29 protein-coding genes and 4 tRNA genes are annotated in these 26,399 nt (G+C 48.1%); 6 read left to right on the top strand and 27 right to left on the bottom strand.

Annotated features, from left to right (window positions below; all coding sequences use genetic code 11):
• Positions 1 to 6 precede the first annotated feature (6 nt).
• Genes nuoF through SAR116_RS00710 form a run of 6 tightly spaced genes read right to left on the bottom strand, consistent with a single transcriptional unit; the run spans position 7 to position 4,699 of the window.
• Positions 7 to 1,299, bottom strand: coding sequence for an NADH-quinone oxidoreductase subunit NuoF (nuoF, locus tag SAR116_RS00735; protein WP_013045019.1), 1,293 nt, complete (start codon positions 1,297 to 1,299; stop codon positions 7 to 9).
• On the bottom strand, positions 1,292 to 1,939 hold the full coding sequence (nuoE, locus tag SAR116_RS00730) for an NADH-quinone oxidoreductase subunit NuoE (protein WP_013045018.1): 648 nt from the start codon (positions 1,937 to 1,939) through the stop codon (positions 1,292 to 1,294). The genes nuoF and nuoE overlap by 8 nt, the downstream gene beginning before the upstream one ends.
• Positions 1,936 to 3,114, bottom strand: a complete 1,179-nt coding sequence (locus SAR116_RS00725; protein ID WP_013045017.1) for an NADH-quinone oxidoreductase subunit D — start codon at positions 3,112 to 3,114, stop codon at positions 1,936 to 1,938. The genes nuoE and SAR116_RS00725 overlap by 4 nt, the downstream gene beginning before the upstream one ends.
• 9 nt (positions 3,115 to 3,123) lie before the next feature.
• Positions 3,124 to 3,783 carry an NADH-quinone oxidoreductase subunit C gene (locus SAR116_RS00720; RefSeq protein WP_013045016.1) on the bottom strand — a complete coding sequence of 220 codons (660 nt, stop codon included), beginning with the start codon at positions 3,781 to 3,783 and terminating at the stop codon, positions 3,124 to 3,126.
• An 11-nt stretch (positions 3,784 to 3,794) separates the two neighbouring features.
• On the bottom strand, positions 3,795 to 4,343 hold the full coding sequence (locus SAR116_RS00715) for a NuoB/complex I 20 kDa subunit family protein (protein ID WP_013045015.1): 549 nt from the start codon (positions 4,341 to 4,343) through the stop codon (positions 3,795 to 3,797).
• Entirely contained in the window at positions 4,334 to 4,699 is a 366-nt protein-coding gene (locus SAR116_RS00710; protein WP_013045014.1) for an NADH-quinone oxidoreductase subunit A, read from the bottom strand. Before SAR116_RS00710 ends, SAR116_RS00715 begins: the two co-directional genes overlap by 10 nt.
• A 281-nt stretch (positions 4,700 to 4,980) precedes the next feature.
• Between SAR116_RS00710 and SAR116_RS00705 the strand changes: the two genes are divergently transcribed.
• Positions 4,981 to 5,862, top strand: a complete 882-nt coding sequence (locus tag SAR116_RS00705; RefSeq protein WP_041860682.1) for a DMT family transporter — start codon at positions 4,981 to 4,983, stop codon at positions 5,860 to 5,862.
• Between the two features lie 31 nt (positions 5,863 to 5,893).
• The gene (locus tag SAR116_RS00700; RefSeq protein WP_013045012.1) at positions 5,894 to 6,331 is read left to right on the top strand and encodes a DUF3429 domain-containing protein; all 438 of its coding nucleotides are present in this window, start codon (positions 5,894 to 5,896) and stop codon (positions 6,329 to 6,331) included.
• A 6-nt stretch (positions 6,332 to 6,337) separates the two neighbouring features.
• Here SAR116_RS00700 and SAR116_RS00695 read toward each other — a convergent pair whose 3' ends face one another.
• From SAR116_RS00695 to SAR116_RS00680, 4 genes are all read right to left on the bottom strand, one after another.
• The gene (locus tag SAR116_RS00695; protein ID WP_013045011.1) at positions 6,338 to 7,207 is read right to left on the bottom strand and encodes a DMT family transporter; all 870 of its coding nucleotides are present in this window, start codon (positions 7,205 to 7,207) and stop codon (positions 6,338 to 6,340) included.
• A gap of 6 nt (positions 7,208 to 7,213) precedes the next feature.
• Positions 7,214 to 7,588 (bottom strand): Lin0512 family protein, encoded by a 375-nt coding sequence (locus tag SAR116_RS00690; protein ID WP_013045010.1) that lies wholly within the window; start codon positions 7,586 to 7,588, stop codon positions 7,214 to 7,216.
• Positions 7,585 to 7,965 (bottom strand): Lin0512 family protein, encoded by a 381-nt coding sequence (locus tag SAR116_RS00685; protein WP_013045009.1) that lies wholly within the window; start codon positions 7,963 to 7,965, stop codon positions 7,585 to 7,587. The genes SAR116_RS00690 and SAR116_RS00685 overlap by 4 nt, the downstream gene beginning before the upstream one ends.
• A gap of 167 nt (positions 7,966 to 8,132) precedes the next feature.
• Complete coding sequence (locus tag SAR116_RS00680; RefSeq protein ID WP_238531160.1) at positions 8,133 to 8,486, bottom strand: arsenate reductase family protein; 354 nt, start codon at positions 8,484 to 8,486, stop codon at positions 8,133 to 8,135.
• A 135-nt stretch (positions 8,487 to 8,621) separates the two neighbouring features.
• Here SAR116_RS00680 and SAR116_RS00675 point away from each other — a divergent pair, with 135 nt between their 5' ends.
• Together SAR116_RS00675 and SAR116_RS00670 are read left to right on the top strand one after the other, a co-directional pair.
• On the top strand, positions 8,622 to 9,611 hold the full coding sequence (locus SAR116_RS00675; RefSeq protein ID WP_013045007.1) for an inverse autotransporter beta domain-containing protein: 990 nt from the start codon (positions 8,622 to 8,624) through the stop codon (positions 9,609 to 9,611).
• A gap of 1 nt (position 9,612) precedes the next feature.
• Positions 9,613 to 10,452, top strand: coding sequence for a hypothetical protein (locus SAR116_RS00670; protein ID WP_013045006.1), 840 nt, complete (start codon positions 9,613 to 9,615; stop codon positions 10,450 to 10,452).
• 71 nt (positions 10,453 to 10,523) lie between these two features.
• Here SAR116_RS00670 and yczE read toward each other — a convergent pair whose 3' ends face one another.
• The 5 genes from yczE to SAR116_RS00645 all read right to left on the bottom strand — a co-directional run bounded on the left by yczE (position 10,524) and on the right by SAR116_RS00645 (position 13,938).
• Positions 10,524 to 11,207, bottom strand: a complete 684-nt coding sequence (yczE, locus tag SAR116_RS00665; protein ID WP_013045005.1) for a membrane protein YczE — start codon at positions 11,205 to 11,207, stop codon at positions 10,524 to 10,526.
• 21 nt (positions 11,208 to 11,228) lie between these two features.
• Positions 11,229 to 12,149, bottom strand: coding sequence for a DMT family transporter (locus SAR116_RS00660; RefSeq protein ID WP_083775240.1), 921 nt, complete (start codon positions 12,147 to 12,149; stop codon positions 11,229 to 11,231).
• A 133-nt stretch (positions 12,150 to 12,282) separates the two neighbouring features.
• A complete protein-coding gene (locus tag SAR116_RS00655) occupies positions 12,283 to 13,101 on the bottom strand; it encodes an NAD(P)H-hydrate dehydratase (RefSeq protein WP_190275456.1) in 819 nt (272 codons plus the stop codon).
• A 34-nt stretch (positions 13,102 to 13,135) separates the two neighbouring features.
• On the bottom strand, positions 13,136 to 13,588 hold the full coding sequence (locus SAR116_RS00650; RefSeq protein WP_013045002.1) for an Hsp20/alpha crystallin family protein: 453 nt from the start codon (positions 13,586 to 13,588) through the stop codon (positions 13,136 to 13,138).
• Positions 13,589 to 13,861: 273 nt separating this feature from the next.
• A tRNA-Asp gene (locus tag SAR116_RS00645) sits at positions 13,862 to 13,938 on the bottom strand.
• A gap of 191 nt (positions 13,939 to 14,129) precedes the next feature.
• Here SAR116_RS00645 and SAR116_RS00640 point away from each other — a divergent pair.
• The gene (locus SAR116_RS00640; RefSeq protein WP_148212222.1) at positions 14,130 to 14,459 is read left to right on the top strand and encodes a hypothetical protein; all 330 of its coding nucleotides are present in this window, start codon (positions 14,130 to 14,132) and stop codon (positions 14,457 to 14,459) included.
• A 2-nt stretch (positions 14,460 to 14,461) separates the two neighbouring features.
• On the opposite strand, the gene SAR116_RS00635 is transcribed toward SAR116_RS00640, so the two are convergent.
• From SAR116_RS00635 to SAR116_RS13655, 11 genes are all read right to left on the bottom strand, one after another.
• Complete coding sequence (locus tag SAR116_RS00635; protein ID WP_013045000.1) at positions 14,462 to 14,776, bottom strand: transcriptional regulator; 315 nt, start codon at positions 14,774 to 14,776, stop codon at positions 14,462 to 14,464.
• 86 nt (positions 14,777 to 14,862) lie between these two features.
• The gene (locus SAR116_RS00630) at positions 14,863 to 15,144 is read right to left on the bottom strand and encodes a hypothetical protein (protein WP_013044999.1); all 282 of its coding nucleotides are present in this window, start codon (positions 15,142 to 15,144) and stop codon (positions 14,863 to 14,865) included.
• A 106-nt stretch (positions 15,145 to 15,250) separates the two neighbouring features.
• Positions 15,251 to 15,326 (bottom strand) — tRNA-Val (locus tag SAR116_RS00625).
• Positions 15,327 to 15,460: 134 nt separating this feature from the next.
• Entirely contained in the window at positions 15,461 to 15,736 is a 276-nt protein-coding gene (locus SAR116_RS00620) for an HU family DNA-binding protein (RefSeq protein WP_013044998.1), read from the bottom strand.
• 146 nt (positions 15,737 to 15,882) lie between these two features.
• Positions 15,883 to 18,303, bottom strand: coding sequence for an endopeptidase La (lon, locus tag SAR116_RS00615; RefSeq protein WP_013044997.1), 2,421 nt, complete (start codon positions 18,301 to 18,303; stop codon positions 15,883 to 15,885).
• 107 nt (positions 18,304 to 18,410) lie between these two features.
• Positions 18,411 to 19,673 carry an ATP-dependent Clp protease ATP-binding subunit ClpX gene (gene clpX / locus SAR116_RS00610; RefSeq protein WP_013044996.1) on the bottom strand — a complete coding sequence of 421 codons (1,263 nt, stop codon included), beginning with the start codon at positions 19,671 to 19,673 and terminating at the stop codon, positions 18,411 to 18,413.
• 190 nt (positions 19,674 to 19,863) lie between these two features.
• Positions 19,864 to 20,514, bottom strand: coding sequence for an ATP-dependent Clp endopeptidase proteolytic subunit ClpP (gene clpP / locus SAR116_RS00605; RefSeq protein WP_013044995.1), 651 nt, complete (start codon positions 20,512 to 20,514; stop codon positions 19,864 to 19,866).
• A 184-nt stretch (positions 20,515 to 20,698) separates the two neighbouring features.
• The gene (gene tig / locus SAR116_RS00600; RefSeq protein WP_013044994.1) at positions 20,699 to 22,195 is read right to left on the bottom strand and encodes a trigger factor; all 1,497 of its coding nucleotides are present in this window, start codon (positions 22,193 to 22,195) and stop codon (positions 20,699 to 20,701) included.
• Positions 22,196 to 22,348: 153 nt separating this feature from the next.
• Positions 22,349 to 22,433, bottom strand: a tRNA-Leu gene (locus SAR116_RS00595).
• 118 nt (positions 22,434 to 22,551) lie between these two features.
• Positions 22,552 to 22,628: transfer RNA gene (locus SAR116_RS00590), tRNA-His, on the bottom strand.
• 275 nt (positions 22,629 to 22,903) lie between these two features.
• Entirely contained in the window at positions 22,904 to 23,065 is a 162-nt protein-coding gene (locus SAR116_RS13655; protein WP_013044993.1) for a hypothetical protein, read from the bottom strand.
• A 132-nt stretch (positions 23,066 to 23,197) separates the two neighbouring features.
• Here SAR116_RS13655 and SAR116_RS00585 point away from each other — a divergent pair, with 132 nt between their 5' ends.
• Positions 23,198 to 23,971 (top strand): universal stress protein, encoded by a 774-nt coding sequence (locus tag SAR116_RS00585; protein ID WP_013044992.1) that lies wholly within the window; start codon positions 23,198 to 23,200, stop codon positions 23,969 to 23,971.
• Positions 23,972 to 24,041: 70 nt separating this feature from the next.
• Here SAR116_RS00585 and SAR116_RS00580 read toward each other — a convergent pair whose 3' ends face one another.
• Entirely contained in the window at positions 24,042 to 26,234 is a 2,193-nt protein-coding gene (locus SAR116_RS00580) for a DUF294 nucleotidyltransferase-like domain-containing protein (RefSeq protein ID WP_013044991.1), read from the bottom strand.
• Between the last annotated feature and the right edge of the window lie 165 nt (positions 26,235 to 26,399).

The raw sequence follows: 26,399 nt of genomic DNA, 5'->3' as shown, positions 1-26,399 counted from the left end.
AATCCTCTATTCAGCTGCCGCTACGGCGTCCCCAGCATGACGCGCCGCAATACGGCGCTCAATCTCTGGTCTGAAGTGCTTTATCAGACCTTGGATAGGCCATGCCGCCGCATCGCCTAATGCGCAAATAGTATGGCCTTCAACCTGCTTGGTGACTTCGTACAATGTGTCGATCTCATGCGGTTCAGCTTCACCGCGTACAAGTCGTTCCATCATCCGCCACATCCAGCCAGTGCCTTCACGGCATGGCGTACATTGGCCACATGATTCATGCTTATAGAAATAAGATAAACGTGAAATGGCCTTCACCACATCGGTACTTTTGTCCATGACAATGACGCCAGCAGTTCCAAGGCCTGTTCCAGCCTCGCGGAGCGCGTCAAAATCCATTGTCATGGTTTCACAAGTATCTTTGGGCATCATCGGCGTTGACGACCCACCTGGAATAACAGCTAGCAAATTATCCCAGCCACCACGTACACCACCTGCATGCTTTTCAAGCAACTCTTTCAGTGGAATGCCCATTTCTTCTTCGACATTACATGGCTTATTTACATGGCCGGAAATACAAAATAGTTTTGTGCCAGTGTTGTTTTCTTTACCAAGACCCGCGAACCAGTCACTGCCTCGGCGCAAAATGGTCGGCGCAACGGCAATGGATTCAACATTATTGACGGTTGTCGGACAACCATATAGCCCGACACCTGCAGGAAATGGCGGCTTCAAGCGTGGCTGGCCTTTTTTGCCTTCCAGTGACTCAAGCAAGGCGGTTTCTTCACCACAAATATAAGCCCCCGCCCCGCGATGCAGATAAATGTCAAAATCCCAGCCTGATTTGGCAGCATTTTTACCCAGCAACCCGGCATCATAGGCTTCATCAATGGCCGCCTGCAAACGGCGGGCTTCATTGACGAATTCACCACGAATATAGATATAGGCAACATGAGCACGCATGGCAAAACCAGCAACAACACAGCCTTCCAGCAATTTATGCGGCTCATGGCGGATAATATCACGGTCTTTACATGTGCCGGGCTCAGACTCATCGGCATTGACCACTAAATAATGAGGGCGATCTCTAACCTCTTGCGGCATAAATGACCATTTAAGACCAGTCGGGAAACCAGCGCCACCACGACCGCGCAAGCCAGACGCCTTCATACGTTCAACAATCTCACCATGACCAAGTTTTAAAATAGCCGCAGTATTGTCCCAATCACCGCGTTTTTTGGCACCCGCAAGCATGGCATCATTCCAGCCATAGATATTGGTAAAAATACGATCAGCGTCTTTAAGCATTGGCTGCTCCCGACTTTGCTTTGGCTGTTTTCTTTGGTTTTATTGCATTCAGGCTTGTGGCACCACCACTGGCTTCAGACCCAGACCGGCCCAAAACCGACCCGACGGCAAGCGGCGCGTCTTTCTCAAGCGAGTCAAGCAAGGCACCGGTGGACTGGTAATTCAGATCTTCATAAAAATCATCATTTACCTGTAAAATCGGTGCATTCACGCACGCGCCCAGGCATTCGACCTCAAGCAGAGAGAAACGCCCACAATCCGATGTCTGGCCAGACGTGATACCGTATCGATCCTTGATGCACCGCATCATCTCGTCAGAGCCACGAAGCCAGCATGGTGTCGTTGTGCAGGCTTGCAGAAAATACTTACCAACCGGTTTGAGATTGAACATCGTATAAAAGGTGGCAACCTCTAGCACACGGATTTTTGCCATATCTAGCTTATCGGCAATCAGCTCGATAGCTTTCATCGGAATCCAGTTTTCATGCTGGCGTTGCGCCATATCAAGCAACGGCATCACTGCGCTGGCTTGCCGGCCTTTTGGATATTTGGCGATAATACGCTTGATTTCCGCCTCATTCTCAGCCGTAAAAGCAAACGAGTTGGGTTGGTCTTCAGCAATACGGGCTTCAATACTCATCTGTCAATCTCACCAAAAACAACATCCAAAGATCCAATGATTGCCACTGAATCTGCCAGCATGTGGCCACGTGACAGGTAATCTACCGCTGCCATGAAATAAAATCCTGGTGCCCGAATTTTGCACCGATAGGGTCTGTTCGACCCATCCGCAACAAGATAGACACCAAATTCACCTTTCGGTGCTTCAACAGCCGTATAGCTCTCACCCTCGGGTACGTGAAACCCCTCAGTATAAAGCTTGAAATGATGGATCAGGGCTTCCATCGAATTCTTCATATCGCTGCGATGTGGAGGTGTGACCTTATTATTTTCGGCCAGAACGGGACCTTCGGGCATCTCGGCAATACATTGGTGAATGATACGCAAAGACTGGCGCATTTCTTCAATACGCACCAGATAACGTGCGTAACAGTCCCCCGTTTTTCCCATTGGCACGTCGAAATCCATTTCAGCGTAAACATCATAAGGCTGACTTTTGCGCAGATCCCACGGCAGGCCAGACGCGCGCAAACAAGGGCCTGTCATGCCAAGGTCAAGTGCCTCTTTTTCACTCATCACGCCGATATCAACAGTGCGCTGCTTGAAAATACGGTTTTCAGTCAGTAGTGTTTCCATATCATCAATAAATGACGGGAATTTATGTGCCCAGTCACCAATCTCGTCCAGCAAACCGGTTGGCAGATCCTGATGCACACCACCCGGGCGGAAATAGGCCGCATGCAAACGTGCACCACAGGCACGCTCATAAAAGCCCATCAATTGTTCGCGTTCTTCAAAGCCCCATAAAAGCGGCGTCATCGCCCCCACATCAATGGCAAAGGTCGTCAGATTCAAAAGATGATTCAGAATACGGCCAATTTCGCAATATAAAACGCGGATAAACTGGGCACGGCGCGGCACGTCGATAGCCAAAGCTTTTTCAATCGACAATGCCCAGGCATGTTCCTGATTCATGGGCGACACATAATCAAGCCTGTCAAAATAAGGCAGAGCCTGTAAATAGGTCTTATGCTCGATCAGTTTTTCAGTACCACGATGAAGCAAGCCGATATGCGGATCAGCGCGTTCAATTACCTCGCCATCCATTTCAAGCACAAGCCGTAACACGCCATGCGCCGCTGGATGCTGCGGCCCGAAATTCATTGTGATTGGCTTAATTTGCATTTCTGCCATAACGAACCCCTAATTCGAATCGCTGTTTTTGTCAGAATCAGCAGCATCAATGGCATGCTGCATACCTTCCCACGGACTCAGAAAATCAAAGTCGCGGAATTCCTGCACCAGATGAACAGGCTCGTTAACCACGCGGCGCTGGGTATCGTCATAACGAACCTCGACATGACCAGTCAGCGGAAAATCCTTGCGCAATGGATGGCCTTCAAAACCATAATCAGTCAACAGACGCCGCAGATCAGGGTGCCCCGCAAAGAAAATGCCGAACATGTCCCACGCTTCGCGCTCGGCCCAGTTAGCTGCCGAAAAAACACCTGATACAGAGGGGACGGACTGGCCTTCGGCAACGCCTGCCAGAATACGCAAGCGCATATTGTTGCTGATCGAAAGGAGTTGATAAACCATTTCAAAACGCACCGGACGCTCGGGATAATCAACCGCTGTCAGATCGGACAGCTGGGTGAAAGCCGCATGATTATCGTCACGTAATTTTGTTAAAACCGACGTGATATCCTGCGAGTTGACCCGCACCAGCACTTCATCATTGGTTGCGACCACGCTTTCATAAATATCTGCCAGAATTTCACGCACATAATTTGCCATCGTCGATAATGGCGTTTCAGCAAAAACGTCGCCAGTAGCATCGTCAGTCTGTTCAATGTCGTTCATTCTGAATGGCCCTAAGTTCTAGCAATTGTAGCTGTACGGCGAATTTTCTTTTGTAATTGCAAAAGCCCGTAAATTAATGCTTCGGCAGTTGGCGGACATCCCGGGACATATACATCTACCGGAACAATGCGGTCACATCCACGGACAACGGCATACGAATAGTGATAATAGCCGCCGCCATTGGCGCATGAGCCCATTGAAAGAACCCAGCGAGGCTCCGGCATCTGATCATAAACGCGGCGCAAGGCCGGTGCCATTTTATTGGTCAGCGTACCTGCAACAATCATCACATCTGATTGCCGTGGGCTTGGACGGAACAACATGCCATAGCGATCCATGTCATACCGGCTAGCCGCTGAATGCATCATTTCGACAGCACAGCAGGCCAGACCAAAGGTCATCGGCCAAAGCGAACCTGAGCGCGCCCAATTGAATAGTTTATCAGCTTTCGCAATCACAAAGCCGCGATTGGTAATTTCATCGCCAACGGCTTTGAGAATGGCGTCCTGATCAGCCCCGGGTGGAATCGGTGGCGCATTATACGGATCGATTACTCCCATTCTAACGCTCCTTTTTTCCATTCGTAGATAAATCCAATTGTCAAAACGCCAAGGAAAATCATCATTGACCAGAAACCGAACATGCCGATGCCGCCAAGCGATACCGCCCACGGAAACAGAAATGCGACTTCAAGATCGAAAATGATGAATAGAATAGCCACAAGATAGAAGCGCACATCAAACTGACGGCGCGAGTCATCGAATGCGTCAAACCCACATTCATAGGCTGTCATTTTTTCTTCATCGGGACGCTGCGTTCCGAAAACGAATGCTGTTAAAACAAAGGCCGCAGACAAACCTACAGCAATAGCAAAGAATACGGCTATAGGCAGATACTCGGAAAGAAATCCTGGCACTTTTTTCTCCCGCAAAAAACCACGAAACTGTTGCCTTTGAAATAAGTCAGCGCCCGCGTAAAAGCAAGCAACATCTGGCTTTTTTTACAAATAGGCAGTGCATTAAAGCATTCTGCAAATAATAACGATTTGCATTCGCAGTTATGCAGATAAGTTCGCATCAATATGCCCACATACTTACATCTAAAACTTAATATATTAAGTATAGTTGTTTTTGTATTTCCATTGGAAAAGCGGCTGTCCGATGATAAGCAGATGTTAGTAAAGTTAAGAGAGCGTCCATGCAAAAACAGTCCGCTATGTTATTAGTTCTTCTTGGTGGCACCTGCATGAGCTTTGTCGGTCTATGTATGCGCCTGATCGAAACTGCCGATGGCTTTCAGATTTTGATGTATAGATCGATAAGTCTGTGCGCCATGGTTGCTTTGGTCTGTTGTCTGCGTCGTCGTGTCGGCTTGGTTAGTTTTCTGCGCGGACTTGATCGACATGATGTTGCCATGGGAACGATGCTATCAATCGCATTTTCAACCTATGTCTTTTCAATGCTGTACACTTCGGTTGCCTCAACTTTGTTCATTTTGACCATTGCACCCTTTATGGCGGCAATTATTGGCTGGGTCTGGATTGGCGAAAAACCGCATCCAGTTACATGGTTTGCCATGATTGGGGCCATATTTGGCGTCGGCTTGATGATTGGTGATGGCATTGAGATGGGACGCACGTTTGGCAATCTACTGGCACTTGTTTCAGCCCTGTGCTTTGCCGTGATGCTGGTTCTGGCTCGACGCAGTCGCAAGCAAGATGTTCTTGGCGGGACATTTCTTGGCGGGATATTTGCCTTTCTTATAGGCTTGGTTGCAAATGGTGTAACCGGCATTGGCCTGGAGGTTACCCCTCGTGATCTTGGCATCATATTGTTTATGGGCGCCTTCACTATTGGAATCGGCATTGCCTTTGTAACTTGGGGCGCCAGCTATGTTCCCGCCGCAGAGGTCAGCTTACTAGTTCTTATTGAGAGCGTTCTTGGTCCAATCTGGCCATGGCTTTTTCTTGGTGAAGCGCTAAGCTTAATGGAAATCATTGGTGGTGTGACAGTCATGCTTGCCGTTGTCATGATGACAATTTTTACCCGTAAGACACTATCCAGCAGATCACCTCAATGACAGAACAATCTCTAACCGGAGCCATCATCTGATGAATGATAAATCTGAAATTATGCCGCAAATGCCTTTATTGCTTGGCTGGGCTGGCGTGATTCCTTTTGGCATAGCCGCAATTGGCGCGCATAGCGGCATTTCGGTTCTAGTCTTATATGGCTTGCTGGGTGGCACCACCTATGCGGCAATCATTCTGTCATTTCTGGGTGCTGTCCACTGGGGACTGGCGATGCAGGATGACCGTCATCCAGCATGGTATGTCTGGTCGATTACACCGGCTTTGCTGGCATGGCCGACCTTGTTGGTTTTTGATGTTGAGTTCAGGCTTCTTGGCCTGATTCCACTTTATGGATTGGCCTGGTCGGTTGACCGGCAGGCGTTTTTAAAGGGCTTGATTCCGGCTTGGTATATGCGTCTGCGCCATGGATTAACGGCTGGTGCTGTTATTTGCCTGTCATCTATGCTTCTGGCCTAAACATCCCTAATCGCGTGCACGCACCATGATGACATTGCCAAGCACCACTAAAGCCAGACCGCTTAATGAAAACCACGTCCATATGTAAGACTCAAGAAACGTCGATATCAACAAAGCAAAAACCGGAAAAATGACCGTTGCATAGCCGGTGCGCCCTGCCCCGATACGACCAATCAACATCAAAAAGGCCGTAAAAGTAAATACCGACGAAATCAGCGCCAGCCAGATCAGACTACCCACATAGACAGGCGTTGCCTCAATGATAAAGGCCTGCCCGCGGATTGCCGAAAAAATACCCAGATAGCAAGCCCCATACAGCATACCCCAGCTCGCCGTGCCAATGACGGGAAAACCGGCTTTCTGTGCCGACGCCGACACCATATTGCCTGTACAGAAAAACATAGTGCCCATAAAGCATAACAGGATCGTTGTAACCGCCGTTTCAGAAATCTGAAGCTCTGGCCAGAATAACAGGCACACGCCGCCAATCCCAACCAGCGCAGCAATGATATGCGCTGGCTTTGGCGCTGAACGGGTTAAGGCTGCCACCATCAGTACATTAATCAGTGACGCTATTGAAAACATCACGGCCAGCAAGCCAGATGTCGTTTGAAGTCCGGCATAATAGAACAGTGTAAAATTACCGGAAAACAGACATAGACCAAGCGCGGCAATCCGCAGATGCGTTCGCCATCCAAAACGCAATGTTTGTTTGGAGGCAAAGCTGATGACAAACATCAAGAAGCTTGCAATCAGAAATCGCCAGAATAGCGACACTTCAGGTGCCACGACGCCAAGTTGCATTTTCAGCGGGAACCAGCTTGTGGACCAACCAAAAACAACAACGGCATAAAGGAAATAATCAAACAGCTTCATAAGCGATTATCGTGTATTGGAAGACGTCGATAACGCCCAGTCATTCGCATCAATGTCAAGATAAGCCTCGACAGCCGCCGTCGCAATCACCGAAACCGTATCATGCTCTGGATCAGTCACATTCTGACCGCCCTTGACCGCTATGACCTGTGCATGTCCGCGTGGCAAGGTTGCCGCAACGGCATCGCAATCAACATTGTCTGGTTTTTGCACACCAATCGTAACCTTGACACTCATATCGGCATGATCGAACCCTAGCGAGCGAAACAAGATCAAAGAACTATGATGCAAAGCATCCTGCACAGCACGACATGCGGCCTTGGTATAATCCTCACCATAAAGATCGTTGCCCATCCCCATTTCAAGAATGATACGTTTCATCGGCCTGCCTCCGGCTGAATAACAGCATGATGGCGACGTTCCATGTCGAACGAAACCAGCACCGCGGCATTGGCTATAATCGTTTTACCGGCACCATCGGGCTTGGGCACATCTAACCCACCTTTCACGACCGTAACTGCCCCCTTACCATAGGGCAGAACGGCTTTAACCGCATTGGTATCAACTGCATCCGGTTTTTGCACCGCTATTTCGATATCGACAATCATGGCATCACGCGGAAACCCAAAAGCATCAGCCACTGAAAGCGAATTATGCCAAAGCGCATCTTTCAAGGCACGCACAGCCGCTTTTGTATAATCTTCGGCGCGTAGCGATGTTCCCATCCCAAGCTCCATAGCAACACGTGTTTTGGCCATAGAAACTCCTCACTATGTCTGGATTGAATAAATCTTCAACGCCGTTACGTTTTCAGATATGCACGATTAGGGCGGCACATACTAGCCCAAATAACAGCTCGGGCATTACTTTGAGTCAGTCCGCATTTCAGGGTATGATAGTACTAGAAAATCAAGATTGTCAGGCATTATATGCTAAATGCTGTTTGCACATCTTTGCCCCAGCCGACATGAACATGATCGCCATCAACAATCACCGGACGTTTCATCAGTGTCGGATGAGCGCGTAATAAGGCAAGCGGGGATTCAGCCTTGGTGGCCTCATCAAAATTGCGCCATGTTGTTGATTTTCGATTAATCATGACATCGGCACCATGTAGCGCCAGCCAACTGGCCAACAGATCATCAGAAACACCATCGGCGCGCACATCCACAACCAAAACCTCATGTCCAGCCACGCGTAATGACGAAATTGCCTTTTTAGAACTATCACAGGTCTTTAGGGCATAAATTGTCAGGTTGTTTTTCATTGTAGCGGCCATACTCATATTTCTTTTTATGATCTTTACCCTAATGCAAATCCAGCGCTGATAACAAGGCCCTGCTCTACAGGTTCAAGCTTTGACATTATAATCAACTATCTATAAATTATTTATTGCTAATTTAAGGAGAAATCCATGAAACACCATTATACAGCGCTAGTGCTTGCAGGGTCACTTGCATGCGCAAGTGCGACATCCGCGTCAGGCATTATGCAAGATACGGATTATCTGAAAAAACTGTCAGCCGAAGTTGCCAAAAACGCTGCAGAAAACTCTGCAAATCCAGAATCATCAACTGTCAGTTTTCTGAAAAACGAAGTATTACAAAAAACCTTCCGTTCTTTGGAAACAGGTTTCAGCAATATGTTTGATAATGCTGATGCCAATAATGAGTTGACGATTGAAGGTGCCGATAGCAGCAAACCCAGCTTTACAATCTCGACGGTGCGTGCACTCGGCGGCGGTTTATCCAATGGAAAGCTCGATTTCTTCCAAGGATCATTCTTGGCCAAGAAAAACCGCGACACGGTGAATTTGGGCGTTGGCCGCCGGTTCTTGAGTGATGACGAAAGCTGGATGTATGGCATCAATGTTTTCTATGATCATGAAATTAAATTTGGTCATCAACGTGCCAGCATTGGCGGCGAGATGAAAAATGCCGCATTTGAAATCACCGCCAATAAATATGTCGCTATTTCCGGCTGGGAAAAGGGGTTAAACGGCACTCAGGAACATGCATTAGGCGGTTATGAAATCGAAATTGGTGGTCAGGTGCCTTACATTCCGACAGCCCGTATATTTGCAAAATCGTGGAATTGGGATGGCAAGAAGGGGGCCGACACAAAAGGCAAGACATACAGCCTTCAACTTGCCGCACCTATTATGCCAAATATGATGCTTGAGGCCGGCCGCAAAGATTTGGATAACGCCAAAGATATCGATTTCGTCAATGTGACCTATAAATTCAAGTTAGGTGAAATTGACAAGGTCATCAATGACGCCCCTTTCATTGCCGACGAAGCTTTTGCTTCAACATCAATGAAAGCCCACTTGCTTGATAAAGTGCGCCGTAAAAACCAAATCGTCGTCGAAAGCGGCTTCTCATCTAGCGCGGGAGGCGTCTAAGATGAAACAGATTACTATATATTTAACCGCCCTTTTTATGGCTCTGTCATGTGCACATCTTAGCTATGCTGTTACCGATAGTGGCTACACACCCGTATGTGAAGGTGTATTTGAAACTGGTTCAGTATGCCGGACAACGCCTGAGCGCTATGAAGTCGTGATCTATGAGATGGGTGTTTGCACGGCAAACCCGATGACAGGAACAAGCTTTAACCGTGACGTATGTTCGACGACTTTTGTAAATACCGCTGGTTTTACCTATGATTTCGTATCGGTAATTGGTGGCAATACAGAGCTTGACGGTGTATCTACCAGACCAGCCAATGGCACCTATAAATACCCATATATGGTTATGGGTACTACGTTTGGGTTACGGGCGTCTTTTAATGATGGCACCAATACCTATTACAGCGAAGCTGATCAGGACCTGAATACTACTGGCCCATCGGTCAATTTTTCAGAGTCTTTGAAAAATTTTGGCGAAGATGATCCAAGCAGTGGCTCTAATGCATGTGATCCAGAATATCTTGATGCGCCTGTAGATGTAGGAACAATCAGCGCCTATATCACCAGCGCTTCTCTCGATAAACCTGGTGCATTGGACAAAGAAACTGTTGTGACAGGCCGCGGCAATAAGGTGCTATGTACAAATGCTGATCGGTTGGTTGGGCTTATCAATTTGACCAACCCTTTCACCATATCGGCGGATACCATCAATATGCAGTTTAACTTCAACATCACGAATTATGGTGTGCAGTTCTTCAATGAAGATGGCGATACCGTCCCTAATGATGTAGGAAGTGGCCCCTTTTCAGGCTCGTTTGTGGTTACAAATAGATAACCACTTCATTACTAACGATCCAAAACACATATAACAAAGCGCGCTGAGGGGCGCGCTTTTATGTCTGAAATTTATCTCTGGGATACGGGCTTTTTTCCAAACAAAGCCTGCAAACCATACAGGCTGGCGGCTACCGATGGGCCAATCAGGAACGCAAATAATATGGTGCCCAGACCAACTGTACCGCCCAGATACCAGCCAATAATCACAACCGATATTTCAATACCGCTACGCACCCATGCGATAGGCAAATTGGTAAGCTGTTGAAGCCCCGTCATCAGACCATCACGCGGCCCTGGCCCCAGATTGGCAATAAGATAGATGCCGCCACCAAGACCGGTTACCAGAACCCCGATGAGCGCTTGTAGCGATTGAAGCATAAAACCGTCCGGTTTGGGCAGATAGGGCAATGAAAAATCCAGCATCAACGCGATGATAATCGCATTTGCAATTGTCCCAATGCCGGGAATCTGGCGCAAAGGAATCCATGTCAGCAGAACACAAACGCTGATGATGAAGGTTGCCAGCCCAATGCTCCAGCCTGTCACATTGGTCACGCCCTCGGCAAACACAGTCCATGGGCTGACACCTGCAGCTGAAGCAATCAACAGTGCCTCACCAAGACCAAACAAAGCCAATCCAAAACATAAAATCACAAAGGACCGTAATGGTGGACGCATGGTCAACGGCTTAGGCGCGCTCCAGAACAGCGTTGGGATTGTCTTGATCGAGAGAAATGCAAACTTACCCGCCATTATTTTTGACTTTCAGATCCATCATGAACGGCCACGTGATCGACGAATGAGATATAAGCCAGACACAACAATGAGACAGCCACCTGCCAGCGTAGATGGCGTTGGCACCTCGGCAAAGATCAAGCCGCCCCACACCATGGCAAAGACCAGCGTCAGATAATTCATCGGCGCCAGATCGCTGGCTTCGGTCAATTGCAGTGCCTGAATCAGCGTTAAATGCCCAATACCACCAATCATAGGTATCAACAGCAACAAAAATATATCGAAAGCTGTTTCAGGTGGCACCCATATAAAGGGAAGTATGATCGAGCTGACAATCGCGCCAAACCCTGCCGTGTAGATCAATGTCGTATAGGCAGATTCCGCCGCCCCCAGATAGCGTGTCAGAATCGAATAGACAGCATAGCTAGCAGCTGCGGCAAGCGGCAGACAACTGGCAAGGGTAAATTGTTCTGCCTGTGGCTGGATGATGATCATCGCACCGACAAATCCGGCAATCAGACTAATGATTCGGCGTGGTCCTAAACGTTCTTTGAGAAATATGACAGCCAGCACCGTCATGATCATGGGGGCAATCTGAAAGATGGCCGTTGCCTGACCCTGCTCGATAAATTGCAAAGCCTGAAAAAACAGCATCGTCGTACAAAACAAAGCAACAGAGCGAGCCAGTTGAATTTTAATATTGGATGTTTTGAGCACTTTTGACAATTGGGGTGCAAATACTAGCAGTATAACCACGAAATGCCCCGTATAGCGCGCCCAGATAATTTCCATGACAGGCAGACTTTGCGACATATATTTAACGATGGCATCCATACCCGGCAAGCATATCATCGATACCAGCATCAGCATGAAGCTGATCTGACGCGGGGTAAATCTTGTCCTGAACCAGATGCCTGTTGCTTGCAACATAACTAACCAATTTCCCCTAACGACAAGCATAAATTGCACCTGTAGAACCGACGATCACAAACGCACAGTCCATCTGTAATGCAAAACCCGAGGAACACCTAATATTTTAACAATGCAAAATAGTTACGCCATGACAAAACAGCGCGTATCAGGATCATTATGTCTATGTTGGTACTGTGTCTGCGGTGGTCTCATGACGCAATTTAAGTATATCGCCAAGAATGCTTGGCACTAAATTCGGGATATCACCTGCGACCATGCCAGGGCCAAATCGTCGCGCCGCGTCACCATGTATCCAGACAGCCGCACAACAGGCTTCAAAGGGGGGCATCGCTTGTGCAATCAAACCAGCGACCACACCAGCCAGAACATCGCCTGTTCCAGCGCTTGCCAGATAGGGGCTAGCATGAACATTCACCACTATCCGACCGTCTGGACTGGCAATAACCGTGCGGGGACCCTTTAAAATAACCATGCTATTGTAAAATTTTGCTACCTTATGGGCTTGTTCCACTCGGCTTCCAGATGTTTTGGGGAATGAACGATCAAACTCGCCTTGATGTGGTGTTATTACCATTTTCTCTGGCCGTTTGCCTTGTGATAAGGTCTTTATAATGGCGTCTGCATCAAGCACCCACAAGCAATCTGTAAATCTTGTTCGAAGCGTCTGAAATATTTGTGGGGCAACGCCACCGCACCCCGCCAGAATGACTGCAGGTGTTGTCAGCGCTGTATAATTATTGTCTCTCACCATGATTTCAGGCGGTAATGACGATCGGTAGATGGTGTTGGCCTCTTGCGCCACCACTGTCACAAGCCCGGCACCAACGCGTGCACATGATGAAGCGGCAAGCCTAGTGGCACCCGTTAGCTCAGGCGCGCCAATAATGACCGCATGACCACGATCATATTTATTACCAAATGGTGATGGCACTGGCAAATCATCTAGCCAGAGTTCAACTTTATTGGTCTGCCACACCATCACCATATTCCAGATGTAACAGCCACAACATCCATCATGCGGATGAGGTGATTTTTATGTCGTGGGTTTTGGTAATATCGTCCTGTGATTGTTCAATTTTAATCACTAGAACACCATTATCAAACGTAGCTTTCACCTTTTCTGGATCAGGCTTGAAGTTCAATGGAATGCTTCGTTCAAAAGCCCCATAGGATCGCTCAACAAGGTAAAAATCCTTTTCGTCACGCTCGTCTTCGGTGGCTTTTTCACCGCTAATAATCAGCGTATTATCAGACACTGAAATAGTAACATCATCACTTTTAACGCCTGGCAACTCAACGGAAATTTCCACATCATCTTCTGTGGCACGAATATCGAGCTTCGGATAGATGCTACCACCGCTATTCCGGTGTGACATTAACGGCGCAAGACTATCTAATTCATGAAAGACACGATTAATATCCAGCGGACGCATTCCAAAAATTGATGGTAAATGTTTTATAGGCATGAAGGCCTCCTTTCCTCGGTTGTCTTGACCATGATTAGCCAAAACAAAGACTAACAAACATCCGTATTTAGACACTTTGATCTGGATCAAGAATCGTAAAATTTTTGTTAAAATTTGATGATGTGAAGCGATAGCAGGCTTATGGCTTCGAGATTGTCCAAACCCCCCCTAAATAGGCTATTGGGCTATATCAGATCACTATTCGAAGATATACATATCAAGACAGCATGGTCGGTGCGACGAACCATTTATCTTTACTTATATTGTGGGAAATGGCGGGAGTGACGGGACTCGAACCCGCGGCCTCTGGCGTGACAGGCCAGCGCTCTAACCAACTGAGCTACACCCCCAAGCGCAATATAAACGCGGTGCTTTGTCAAAACCTGCACCATTCGCTTAAGGTGTGCTTGGTCTAAATCAGTGCATGACAACTGTCAAGACGAAGCGCAACGGAACCTGTGTTTTTTATTACTTTTCCATTCTTTTTATTGGGATTGCGCGCTATATCATAAATTCAATTGCTTTTGAGGATGGTGGCCTAATGCTGACGACGGTTTTTACATTTTTCATGCGTGTCTTTCAGGCGTTTCTGGCCGTTCTTCTGCTTGGCTTTATTATCATTGGTATGCTAGCCACACATGGGATCTACACAGCTGAAACAACAAATTACGCACAATATCGCCCACAAGCCGAGGCCAAATGCGCGAACGCGGCTGATGTTGCATTATGCGTTAAAGAAACGCTGGCAGATATGGGATCAGTAAAGCTGATTTTAGGTCTTGGGGTATCGGCAGGTATTATTTCAACAATTATTCTGGTCATCTGGATCCGCAATAGAATCCGCAACCGACGGAAAAATATAGCCAATTAAAGCTAGGCTTTGCCTGCATATAGATCGCCAAAATCCATCATTACCTGACCACTGACTGTCATCGTCTTTGGTGCCAGTGTTTTGGCAAAACGACTAATATTGTTATCGATCATTTTTTCTATAAGACGCTGACTATTCTCATCAGGGAATTCCCAGACCACGATACTGACATGCGGTGCCTGCTTATTACTCAATGCCCGAAACCTCACACCTGGAACCTGTTTTAACAAATCAGGCCATTTTGTTTGCAGAATGGACTCGAAAAGTTCGCATTCTTCAGCTGATGGAAATGTGCGGATAAAAACCTTCATAAACATGGGGGGCTCCCTGACATAATACAGATCACAGTGTAGCGGTAATTTACATATATGTTTTTAACTATATCTCATGGCTGATACCCAGCCTAATTAGGCAGATCTCTAAGAATATCCAACAAATCGTTCCTTATTGCGCCCAGCTTTTGCCGTAACTGAAGATTCTCATCTTCAAGTGCCAATTCGCGATCGCTTCGTGGTTTTCTGGCATCTGATTGGTGCTGGGACATTCCTGCCGCAAGGTCAGCCTTGCAACTATTGTAAACCAGGATAGCCTCGGTTGATCCATTCTCCAGCTTGCATTGATGGGCAGAAGCTAATGACGGTAACAGACTAACAAAAAAGATGAATAACGGAATAAAAATACGCATAAACACAGACCTGACGCAAAATTCACATCATTAGACTAACGAAACATAATGGATGGTCAATGCTGAAGGGAATAAAAGCGGAAACTGCAAAAGTTTCATGGGATAATGGTGGGTGCTGAGGGGCTCGAACCCCCGACCTATTCGGTGTAAACGAATTGCTCTCCCAGCTGAGCTAAGCACCCATTTGAAGACCCCAGATCAATCTGGTTTCTATCAGTAATATTTCAAGAAATCATGAATGACGGTTTAATCAGGTAAACCGCCAATGACAACGCCGACCCTTATACAAGGTCGGCGTTGAAAAAGATACACAAAATTAGCTGTTAACGGCTTCTTTCAAAGGAGCACCCGCTTTAAACTTGGGTTGCTTTGATGCTTTAATTTGGATGGTCTCACCCGTTCTTGGGTTACGGCCAGTTGTGGCAGCGCGATGCGCGACAGAAAAAGTACCAAATCCAACAATTCTTACGTCGCCACCTGATTTCAATGCGCCTTGGATGCTTTCAAAAACAGCATCAACTGCGCGACCCGCGTCAGCTTTTGTCAAACCAGATGACTCTGCAACCTCAGAAACAAGATCATTTTTGTTCATGGGAACCTCTCTTTGGTGGTGTTAGTTGTTTTTATATATGCAGAAATTAACACACTTATTCACTTAAACACCAAACAAAAACGCGCATATCAGCCAAAATATAGAAAAATTTCAGTTAAATGGCCTGTTACAGGCCAAAATCAGGCTTAATGGGCGACAAAATCATCACCCGTATCGCCTGCTTCAGGTAATTTCACAGCCGCTTGGGCGTCTGAATCGGATCCGGCACCAATGGATTTGGGCAATGGTTCTTCGACAAGCGCCGCTGACAAGGCCTCATCAACCATGGCAACAGGAATGATTGTCAGACCTTCTTTGACATTATCAGGAATTTCAACAAGGTCTTTTTCATTTTCCTTGGGAATCAGAACCGTCGTCAGACCCCCGCGAAGGGCGGCCAGTAACTTTTCCTTAAGCCCGCCAATGGGAAGTACACGCCCGCGCAATGTGATCTCACCTGTCATCGCAACATTCCGGCGCACAGCTATGCCTGTAACCGCGGAAATAATTGACGTTGCCATAGCAACACCAGCCGAGGGGCCATCCTTGGGCGTTGCCCCTTCGGGCACATGCACATGCAGGTCATGCTTGGCTAGGTCCGCAAGATCAATACCATATGATTCTGCACGTGACTTGATGAAAAATTCAGCCGCCTGAATCGACTCCTTCATCACATCGCCTAATTTACCTGTCGCACTAACCTTGCCCTTGCCGGGAACACGAACCGCCTCAATTTGCAGCAATTCGCCACCAACTTCTGTCCAGGCCAGACCAGTGGTGACACCAACCTGATTCTCGGCCTCAATTTCACCATGGCGGAATTTAGGCACTCCAAGATAATCTTCCAAATTCGCCGCTGTCACAGCCGCCGATACAGACTTACCACTTACGATTGAGGTCACGGCTTTACGCGCGACTTTGGCGATTTCACGTTCAAGGTTACGAACACCAGCTTCCCGTGTATATCGTTGAACCATCATGCGTATCGCATCGTCAGAAATCGACAACTCACCATCTTTTAAACCATGATCTTCAAGCTGACGGTTGATCAAATGCCGCTTGGCAATTTCCAACTTCTCATCTTCAGTGTACCCAGACAGACGGATAATCTCCATCCGATCCATCAGCGGCTGTGGCATATTCAGCGTATTGGCTGTTGTAACGAACATCACATTCGATAGATCGAATTCGACTTCCATATAATGGTCAGCGAAACTGTTATTTTGTGCTGGATCCAGAACTTCAAGCAATGCCGATGTTGGATCACCGCGCCAGTCAGCGCCTAATTTATCAATTTCATCTAGCAGAAACAGCGGGTTATTTGATTCCGCCTTCTTCATGCCCTGAACGATCTTGCCAGGCATTGACCCGATATAGGTGCGCCGATGACCACGGATTTCAGCTTCATCACGAACACCACCCAATGCCATACGAACATATTTACGTCCTGTGGCACGGGCAATCGATTTGCCTAGCGACGTTTTACCAACACCCGGCGGGCCAACAAGGCACAGAATAGGGCCTTTCATGCTCCGCGTACGTTGCTGAACAGCCAGAAATTCGACGATGCGATCCTTAACCTTGTCCAGACCATAATGATCTGCATCAAGAATTTCGCGCGCCTTGATAATATCCTTTTTAAGACGCGTTGCCTTTTTCCAGGGCAATGCCAGCATCCAATCCAGATAATTGCGCACAACGGTTGCTTCGGCGCTCATGGGGCCCATATTGCGCAGCTTTTTCAACTCGGCATCTGCCTTTTCGCGCGCAGCTTTCGGCATTTTCAAATCGGAAAGCTGGGATTCAAGCTCATCTAGCTCATTGCCACCATCTTCGCCATCACCCAATTCCTTCTGGATGGCTTTCATCTGCTCATTGAGATAATATTCGCGCTGGGTCTTTTCCATCTGGCGCTTAACTCGGTTGCGCACGCGTTTTTCGACCTGCAAGGCGCCAATTTCGGTTTCCATCGCACCAAACACTTTTTCTAGCCGTTCGTGAACGTCCAGAATTTCCAGCAATTCCTGCTTTTCGTCGATCTTGACGGATAGATGTGACGCGATCATATCTGCGATCTTGTCAGCTTCGTCGACCTGTTCGATCGCATTCAACACTTCTGACGCTATTTTCTTATTCAGCTTAAGATACTGTTCAAACTGTTGAACCGTTGTAGCGGCCAGCGCTTCGGTATCTGCACCAAGATCGCCAGTCTGCTCCATAGGCATGGCTTCGACAGTCAGAAAACCATCCTGCGCGCGCAAACTATCAAGGTTCAGTTCAACGCGCTCACCGCCTTCAACCAGCACCTTAACAGCACCATCTGGTAATTTCAAAAGTTGCAGAATTGATCCAACGGTACCAACACGATGCAATCCATCGGCATCTGGATCTTCAATATCAGCTTCAGTCTGCGTTACCAGAATGATTTGCTTTTCTTCGGCCATCACGGCTTCAAGAGCCTTGATAGATTTTTCACGACCGACAAACAGCGGCACAATCATGTGCGGAAACACAACAATATCACGTAACGGCAATATAGGTAGCGCAATTGAAGCTTTGTCTGACATTAGCTAAATTCCTCGGCGATCAATTTGTTCACACAGACGCATTGCCTGCCAATTCCATATGGGCAGTACAGCGTTTATTTCAAGGTTTTGACGACGGAAATGCGGCCTTAGGCGCTGCTATCAGCCTCTTTGGACTTTTTAGCATGAACAACCAACGGCTGCGCCCCACCCTCAACAACGTCACCGTTGATGACCACCTCTTCAATATCGCCACTCGTCGGGATATCAAACATCGGTTCCATAAGAATGTTTTCCATGATCGAACGCAAGCCACGCGCGCCAGTCTTACGCGCAATCGCTTTTTGTGCCACAGCCCGCAAGGCATCATCACGGAATTCAAGCCGGACATCATCCATCTCGAACAGTTTTTCATATTGCTTTACAAGCGCATTTTTTGGTTCGGTCAGAATACGGACAAGAGCTTCTTCATCGAGATCCTCAAGCGTCGCAATCACCGGCAAACGTCCGACAAATTCAGGGATAAGGCCAAATTTGATCAGATCTTCTGGTTCCAGCGACCCTAAAAGTTCGCCAATCTTGCGATCGTCAGGATCACGTACATCAGCACCAAAGCCAATACCGGCACCTGTATCACGGCCTGCAATCAATTTATCTAGTCCGGCAAAAGCACCACCGCAGATAAATAGGATGTTGGTTGTATCAACCTGCAGGAATTCCTGCTGTGGATGCTTTCGGCCGCCTTGTGGCGGTACCGACGCAACCGTGCCTTCCATAATCTTCAATAACGCCTGCTGCACACCTTCTCCTGATACGTCGCGGGTGATTGACGGGTTATCTGCTTTACGTGAAATCTTATCGACCTCATCGATATAGACAATACCACGCTGGGCGCGTTCAACGTTATAATCGGCGGCCTGTAGAAGTTTGAGAATGATATTTTCAACGTCTTCACCAACATAGCCAGCTTCGGTTAATGTTGTGGCATCAGCCATGGTAAATGGCACGTCAAGCATCCGCGCCAAAGTTTGCGCTAATAGAGTCTTGCCACAGCCTGTCGGGCCAACCAGCAGAATGTTTGACTTTGAAATTTCCACGTCGCCTGTGCGGCCAGCATTTGCCAGACGTTTATAATGATTATGCACAGCGACTGACAAAACGCGCTTAGCCCGCGACTGACCAATGACATAGCCATCAAGCACGGCCAGGATATCAGCTGGTGTTGGAACACCGTCATGACTTTTGGATAATGCGGTTTTATGCTCTTCACGGATGATATCCATGCATAATTCGACGCATTCATCGCAAATAAATACTGTTGGTCCAGCGATGAGTTTACGAACTTCATGCTGGCTTTTCCCGCAAAAAGAACAGAAAAGCGTGCTTTTATCACTATCTTCTGATTTTGCCATCTGACGGCTCCTGACGATTTTCCAGTGCTGGAACGGCCAATGTCGCCCTTTTCCAGCTATTACAAACGTTAGTCTAAAACTGCCTTATATACAGTTACAATTTAAATCTGGCTATCACCCGCAAAAACCGTGCCTATAATTCAAAATTAAGCAGTTTGTTGCCAAAAAGCCACATTTACGCATATTCAGTCTATGATGCCTTTTCATCTTTTCCAGCTGGGCGCTTCTCGACAACTTCATCAATCAGGCCGAATTTCTGGGCATCCTCGGCAGTCATGAAGGTGTCGCGCTCCATGATTTTCTCGACATCTTTCAGGGTCTTGCCTGTATGCTTGACATACATGCCATTAAGACGCTTTCGCAAATCAAGAATCTCCCTGGCGTGAATTTCAATATCACTTGCCTGACCCGAGAAGCCACCTGATGGCTGATGTGTCATAATCCGTGCATTAGGCAATGAATAGCGCTTGCCAGCGGCACCAGCCATCAATAATAGCGAGCCCATTGACGCCGCCTGCCCCATACATACGGTTGATACGTCGGGGCGGATATATTCCATCGTGTCATATATCGCCAGACCAGAGGTCACAATGCCACCTGGCGAATTGATATACATCGAAATATCTTTGGTCGGGTTTTCGGACTCCAAAAACAACAACTGCGAACATACAAGCGAGGCAGTGGTATCATCAACCGGACCATTCAGGAAAATGATACGTTCTTTAAGAAGCCGCGAAAAAATATCATAAGAGCGCTCGCCACGGTTAGTCTGTTCGACCACCATTGGCACCAGATTAGCCATCGGATCAAAGTTCGATTTAGCTACTTCATAATCACGCATTATAGTCTCCTGCATTGGATGAGTCGCTTGCAGCTCGTCAAGCTAATAAGATAATTCAGATTGGTAGGCACCGATATTGACTAAGACTATATGGGAAATAAAGAAGCGGGTTCAAGATTATATTGAACCCGCTTGCATTTATATGGCCAAATCAACCGCTATATAGGCGGCATACTTTATATAATTATGACTTCTTCTTTGCGGCTTTTTTGGCAGGTGCCTTTTTAGCGGCTGTTTTCTTCGCTACCGCCGTTTTGGTAGCTGGTTTCTTGGCTGCTGATGTCTTGGCAGACTTTTTGGACGCTTTCTTAGCTGGGGCAACCTCTTCAGGTGCTTTATACAGCGTATCGACGTCGGTTGTTACTTCGGTCACTTTCGCCAGTTCAAGAATATAATCGATAACCTTATCTTCAAAGATGGGGCCAGCCAGTTGTTGCAGAGCTTGTTGGTTTTTCTGGAAATATTCCATGACCATCTGCTCTTGTCCCGGATAACGTCGCGCTTCTTCGATAACCGCACGCTGGGTATCGGCTTCGGTCACTTCGATTTTACTGTCACGGCCAATTTCGGTCAGTAGCAGACCAAGACGAACACGGCGTTCAGCTACTGACGTGGCTTCGGCTTTCGCATCATCATCCATGCCTTCATCCGCAGCTGGATGAGCGTGGTCGTGATCATGATCGTGATCGTGATCGTGATCGTGATTATGTTCAGACGCAGCCGGATTCATCGCCCGGGCCACTGATTCATATTCTTGCTTGAACAATGATGGCGGCACGTCAAAGGCTTCACCATCGGCAAGACCATCAAGAACGTTCTTTTTCACAGCCTGACGCAAAGCGGTTGCATGCTGTGCACCCAGTTGCTCACGCACAGCTTCTTTAAGCGCATCGATCGTTTCAAAGCCAAGGCGTGTTGCCAGATCTTCATCAACCTTTGCGTCACCAAGCTCACGCATTGCCGTAACTTTGGTTTCAAATACGGCGGCTTTACCAGCCAGATGCGGGGCCTGATAATCATCAGGGAAGGACACATTCACATCGCGGCTTTCACCTGGCTTGACGCCAATCAAACCGTCTTCAAAGCCTGGAATGAAGCTATTTGAACCCAGTTCCAGCGAATGACCCTCGGCAGCGCCACCATCAAACGGTTCACCGTCAATCTTGCCAACAAAATCAATGACGACAATATCACCCTTTTTTGCGGCGCGTGGCTTGGCCACCTCGACACTTGGGCGGTTCTCTGTAGCAATCGTGGTCAGCGCCTCATCGATCTGCGCTTCATCAACAGGCAAAACTGGTTTTTCGATAGACAATTTAGACAGATCAGGAATTTTGATCTCAGGCATAATCTCGCAGGTAAAGACCGCTTCTAGATCCTTGCCTTCTTCATAAGATTTAATATCTACTGATGGCTGGCTAGCCAGATTAAGGCCATTATCATCAACAGCTTTGCGCGCACCTTCGTCAAGCGCAGCTTTGATTGCATCGCCTTGTACCTGCGCACCAAAGCGCGTTTTTACAACAGCCATCGGCACCTTGCCTGGGCGAAAACCCGGCATATTTGCGGTTTTGGCAATTTCGGCAAGTTTGGCCTGCGTTTCGGTTTCGATATCGGCGGCGGTAATCGTAATGGCGAATTCGCGCACCAGACCTTCACTTTTGGTTTCGGCAATATTCATCGAACAGGTGCTTCCCTCTCAATTAGATCAAAATCCGCCCTAAATGAATACGGATGTTTGCTCTTTATTTGTTACCTGATCATCCTATAGGCCCTGTCTCACGGATGTTCAACGGCAGGCGGATGATGCTCAATTTATGTCTTTTCAGCCTTGTGGTACGGGCGGAGGGACTTGAACCCCCACGACTTTCGCCACTGGTACCTAAAACCAGCGCGTCTACCAATTCCGCCACGCCCGCATAACACAAGCTGATTAATGTCCGGCTACTGGTAAATAGCACGGTAGTCTATTATCGTCATGTCCCGGCAAGCCGGAACGTTAGTTTCCGAGGCACCCCAACCCAAACAAAGTGGGAGTGGGGCGAGTGACCGGGATTGAACCGGCGACCTCCAGTGCCACAAACTGGCGCTCTAACCGACTGAGCTACACCCGCCATCGGCGGTTTGCAATAAATGCAACACCGGTCGGATGTTTAACCACCTTCAAAGCTGGCGTCAATCGTTGCCGCGCAGAATTTAACCAGAATTTACAAATTTTGTTGAATTAGACAAAGCTTGCTATCCAAAATCCCCTCATCAGCATCATTTCGGGGTGTTTTTGTGGCACGCACCCTCTGGGGAATGTCGTGGCTTTGTGACCAAAGCAAAATATCACCACCAAAGCAACATATCACCTAGGTCACGTTGACATATAATAAAGCTATGATTTTTATGTTTTATCTGTGCGATTTCCCATTGGATCGGCTTGTACATTAACGCTGGCCTGATCGCTACGATGGCGGGCATCGGTCACCTGCAACCACAATATAACGGCAAAAAACACGCTAAACGCGCTGATCACCAACAACAGATACAGAATATCCCCTCGCATAACGCATCTCCTTATTAATGTTACCGATGCGAGATTAATCGGGGTTATGGGTTCAAACATTGATCGAAATCAATTTCTGGCTTGTTGTTTTGTGTTCTTTTGAGACAGACGCCTAGCAACGGAGGATATGAAATGAAACTCGCTTTTGTAATGACGACGGCGGTTGATATGCCCAAAAAGCAAATCAGTCTTGCCTGTCAAATCGCCAAAAAACTTGATGTGCCTCTTGTTGGTATTGCGGCCACCGAAGACACTATGGAATATTACTCTGGAGGTGGTGCAAGTTACGTAAGCTTGGTCACGGTATCGATTGATAATGCCGAAAGAAACCTCAAACGTTGTGGTGATGCTTTTAAGGCGATATGCAATGAACATGATGTTGCGCATGAATGGTTTGGCGTCCATGGTTTTATCCTGAATGAATGGCCAAAACTCTCGCCCTATATTGATATCGCCATCGTTGCGCCACCATTATCGGCACCGCGATTGGCATCAGCAGGGATCAGCGCGACGATACAACTATCTGAAAAGACCAAGATCGTCGATTTGTCAGGACGTTGCCTGATTGCTTGGGATGGTTCGGCACAGGCGGGACGGGCGCTTCGGGCGGCCATGCCTATGTTGAGCCGGTTTACCGAGGTTGATGTGCTACTGGCAGATCCTGATACACCCAATCTGTCTCGTGATATCGCCAATTATCTTGCCGCGCATGACATCAGCGCCAATATCAATATCGAGTCCAGCCGTGATCGAAACACCGCCCAGATGATCCTCAAGGAAGCGCAGAATTGCGATCTTGTGATTATGGGTGCGTATGGCTTTTCAATGACTTTGGAAAAATTGTTCGGGGGCGTTACCGAAACCATGCGCACCGAATGCAAGGCACCTATTCTGTTTGCGCATTGATGCGTCAGTTCTATGTACTATGGGTGGGGTGCATGTCCAAAGACGGCACTAGGGTGGGTATTAACACAATTTAGAACAACACGTCCTGAATCAGCGTTTGCAAACGCCCCACCCGCCCGACTATGGCTTTTAGAATGTTAAGTTCCACCTTCGTCAACAGCCGCAGGTCTATCGTATTTACAGGCGGCAAACCTTCAGCCATATCCTTGCTTTGCTGGCGCAAAACCAGACCAAGCCCGATATGAATATCTTCGGATAATTGTTGTACTTCATTGGGAATATCATCAAGCTGAACCAGCGCTTTTGCTCGGGCGGTGCTGGTGCGCGCTGTAATACCGCGGGAAATGGCCAGCACACGAATGGTTTCAACCATCGGTAACAGCACATTGGCTTTGACATTAAAGCGTCCATTTTCTGTTTTCAGCCCGCCAAAGATCGTGCGCCCGCTGGCCTGTCCGGCTGTATTGCGCGCCAATGATTTCAAAAATTCACTGTCCCGCGTCAGACGGCTGGAAATCACCTGATCAAGATCCCGTGCCAACGTTGCATTACCGTGAACGGCAACAAAATCAAAGAAAATATCAACATTCAGAATATCTTCCGGACGGGCATGTTTGACCCACCGTCGCACCGCCTTGCGCCATCCCGACAATGATCGGCACCATCGCGCATGGCGCGACATCACCCCGCCTTTGCAATAGGGAATCCCGCCCCTATCCAGCAAATCCGATATATGGCTACCAAGCTGTTCAAACCATGCCTGCGTCTCTTTCTTGGATGCCGATTCACTATCGGCATAAATGATCGCATGATCCTGATCGGCGGCAAGCAAGCTTTCATCACGCCCAGCCGATCCTAATACCAGAACCACATAATCTACTGGCGGGGTGCCTTTGCCAGTCTCCATCATCATGCGCGCGGCCAGGTGGCTAGCACGGGCAAGTGCCGCCCGATACTGACCGCTAATCACCGCTGTTATCTGATATCCGGGCACTGTTTCGGCAATCAAAGACGTTGCCAATGCCGGCAAGCCTTGCAAGGCTGACGCCAGATCATCACCATTCTGGGCGGTTTCCAGCTGATCACCTATGGTCAAGGCCTTGGTCACACGCTGCCGCAGAAGTTGACGTGCCGAAATCCACCCTGCCAGATCACCATATTCATCGATCACACCCAGAAACCTTATGTCATGGCGGCTCATCCGCCCTAGCCCGACATGCAGGTAATCCGATCCCGATACGGTCAATAATGGCGCCGACATAATTTCAGCCAGCGGGATTGATCGCGCACGCGTGACCTCATCAATCGGAACCGCCATGGCATGAACAATATCGCGCTCGGTAACGATGCCCGTTATATGCGCCTTGTCACTGCCGATGAAAACACATTCCTGCCCGCCCTGTTTCATCAGGCGGGCGGCGTCACCAACACAGGCGTCACCACTTATAATAACCGGATCGGTCAGCATGATTTCGCTGATCCGGTGCTGATATGGATAGGGATCAATCCATGATACGGCCTTGTCACTGCCTGGCTGGCTATGAACACCGGCAACATCTATCCACCCTGCCCTTGCAGTCGCTTGGCGGATATCGTCCAGATCGGCAACCACGCGCCACGCATCGGCCATCGTAACAATCGATTTATCGGCCAGATGCGGCACCATTTTGTGATAAACCTGTGCAGTGATGGTAGCATCGCCTAGTGCCGTATGGCGGCCAATAACCGGCACCCCATAATGCGCCGCCAGCGCATCAAGATCGGCAATCATAAGCATCGCTTCCGGCCCTAGCAGAACCGTTGCCAGCTGGCGCAGACATAACGCACCACTCCATTTCCACTCAAGCCCCTGACGCTTGGCTTCATTGGTCAGGAAGGCCAGATCAAAGCCGATATTATAGCCCAAAATGATCCGCTTATTGATAAAGCTGCGCAAAGCTGGCAGGGCGACAGCAATGGGCTTGGCATCGGCCAGCATCGCATCATTAATGCCATGCACCGCGGTACTTGCGGCAGGCACCGCTATCCCCGGATCAACCAGCATTTCAATATGATCGTCCTCAGCACGATCAGCCGCAACAGCTACATCAACACCGATCGCACCAATTTGCACAATCCGGTCAGTCTGCGGTTTAAGTCCGGTCGTTTCCAGATCAAGCGACACAAGCGGCACCTCGGACAGTGGCATCGTAGCAAGTGGCATTGTGGCCAGTGGTATCTTCGAAAGTGGTATCGTGGCTGGTTGCATTTTGGCTGGTTGCATCCCCCTCCAGACATGACGATCAGACCATTCATCCTAACGCAGGTGTCTCGCCGAACGCAATCAGGTTAAGGGGTGCTGCCAGATATCTATTGACGAAGAACGCAATGTTTCACATGAAACCTGAATATTAGATATTTTTAATATAAACTATTGATTTTATTTGTT

This window comes from Candidatus Puniceispirillum marinum IMCC1322 (genome assembly GCF_000024465.1).
GTDB lineage: Bacteria > Pseudomonadota > Alphaproteobacteria > Puniceispirillales > Puniceispirillaceae > Puniceispirillum > Puniceispirillum marinum.
Note: the sequence above shows the minus strand (reverse complement) of the source record. Positions and strands in the feature narration are given on the sequence as shown.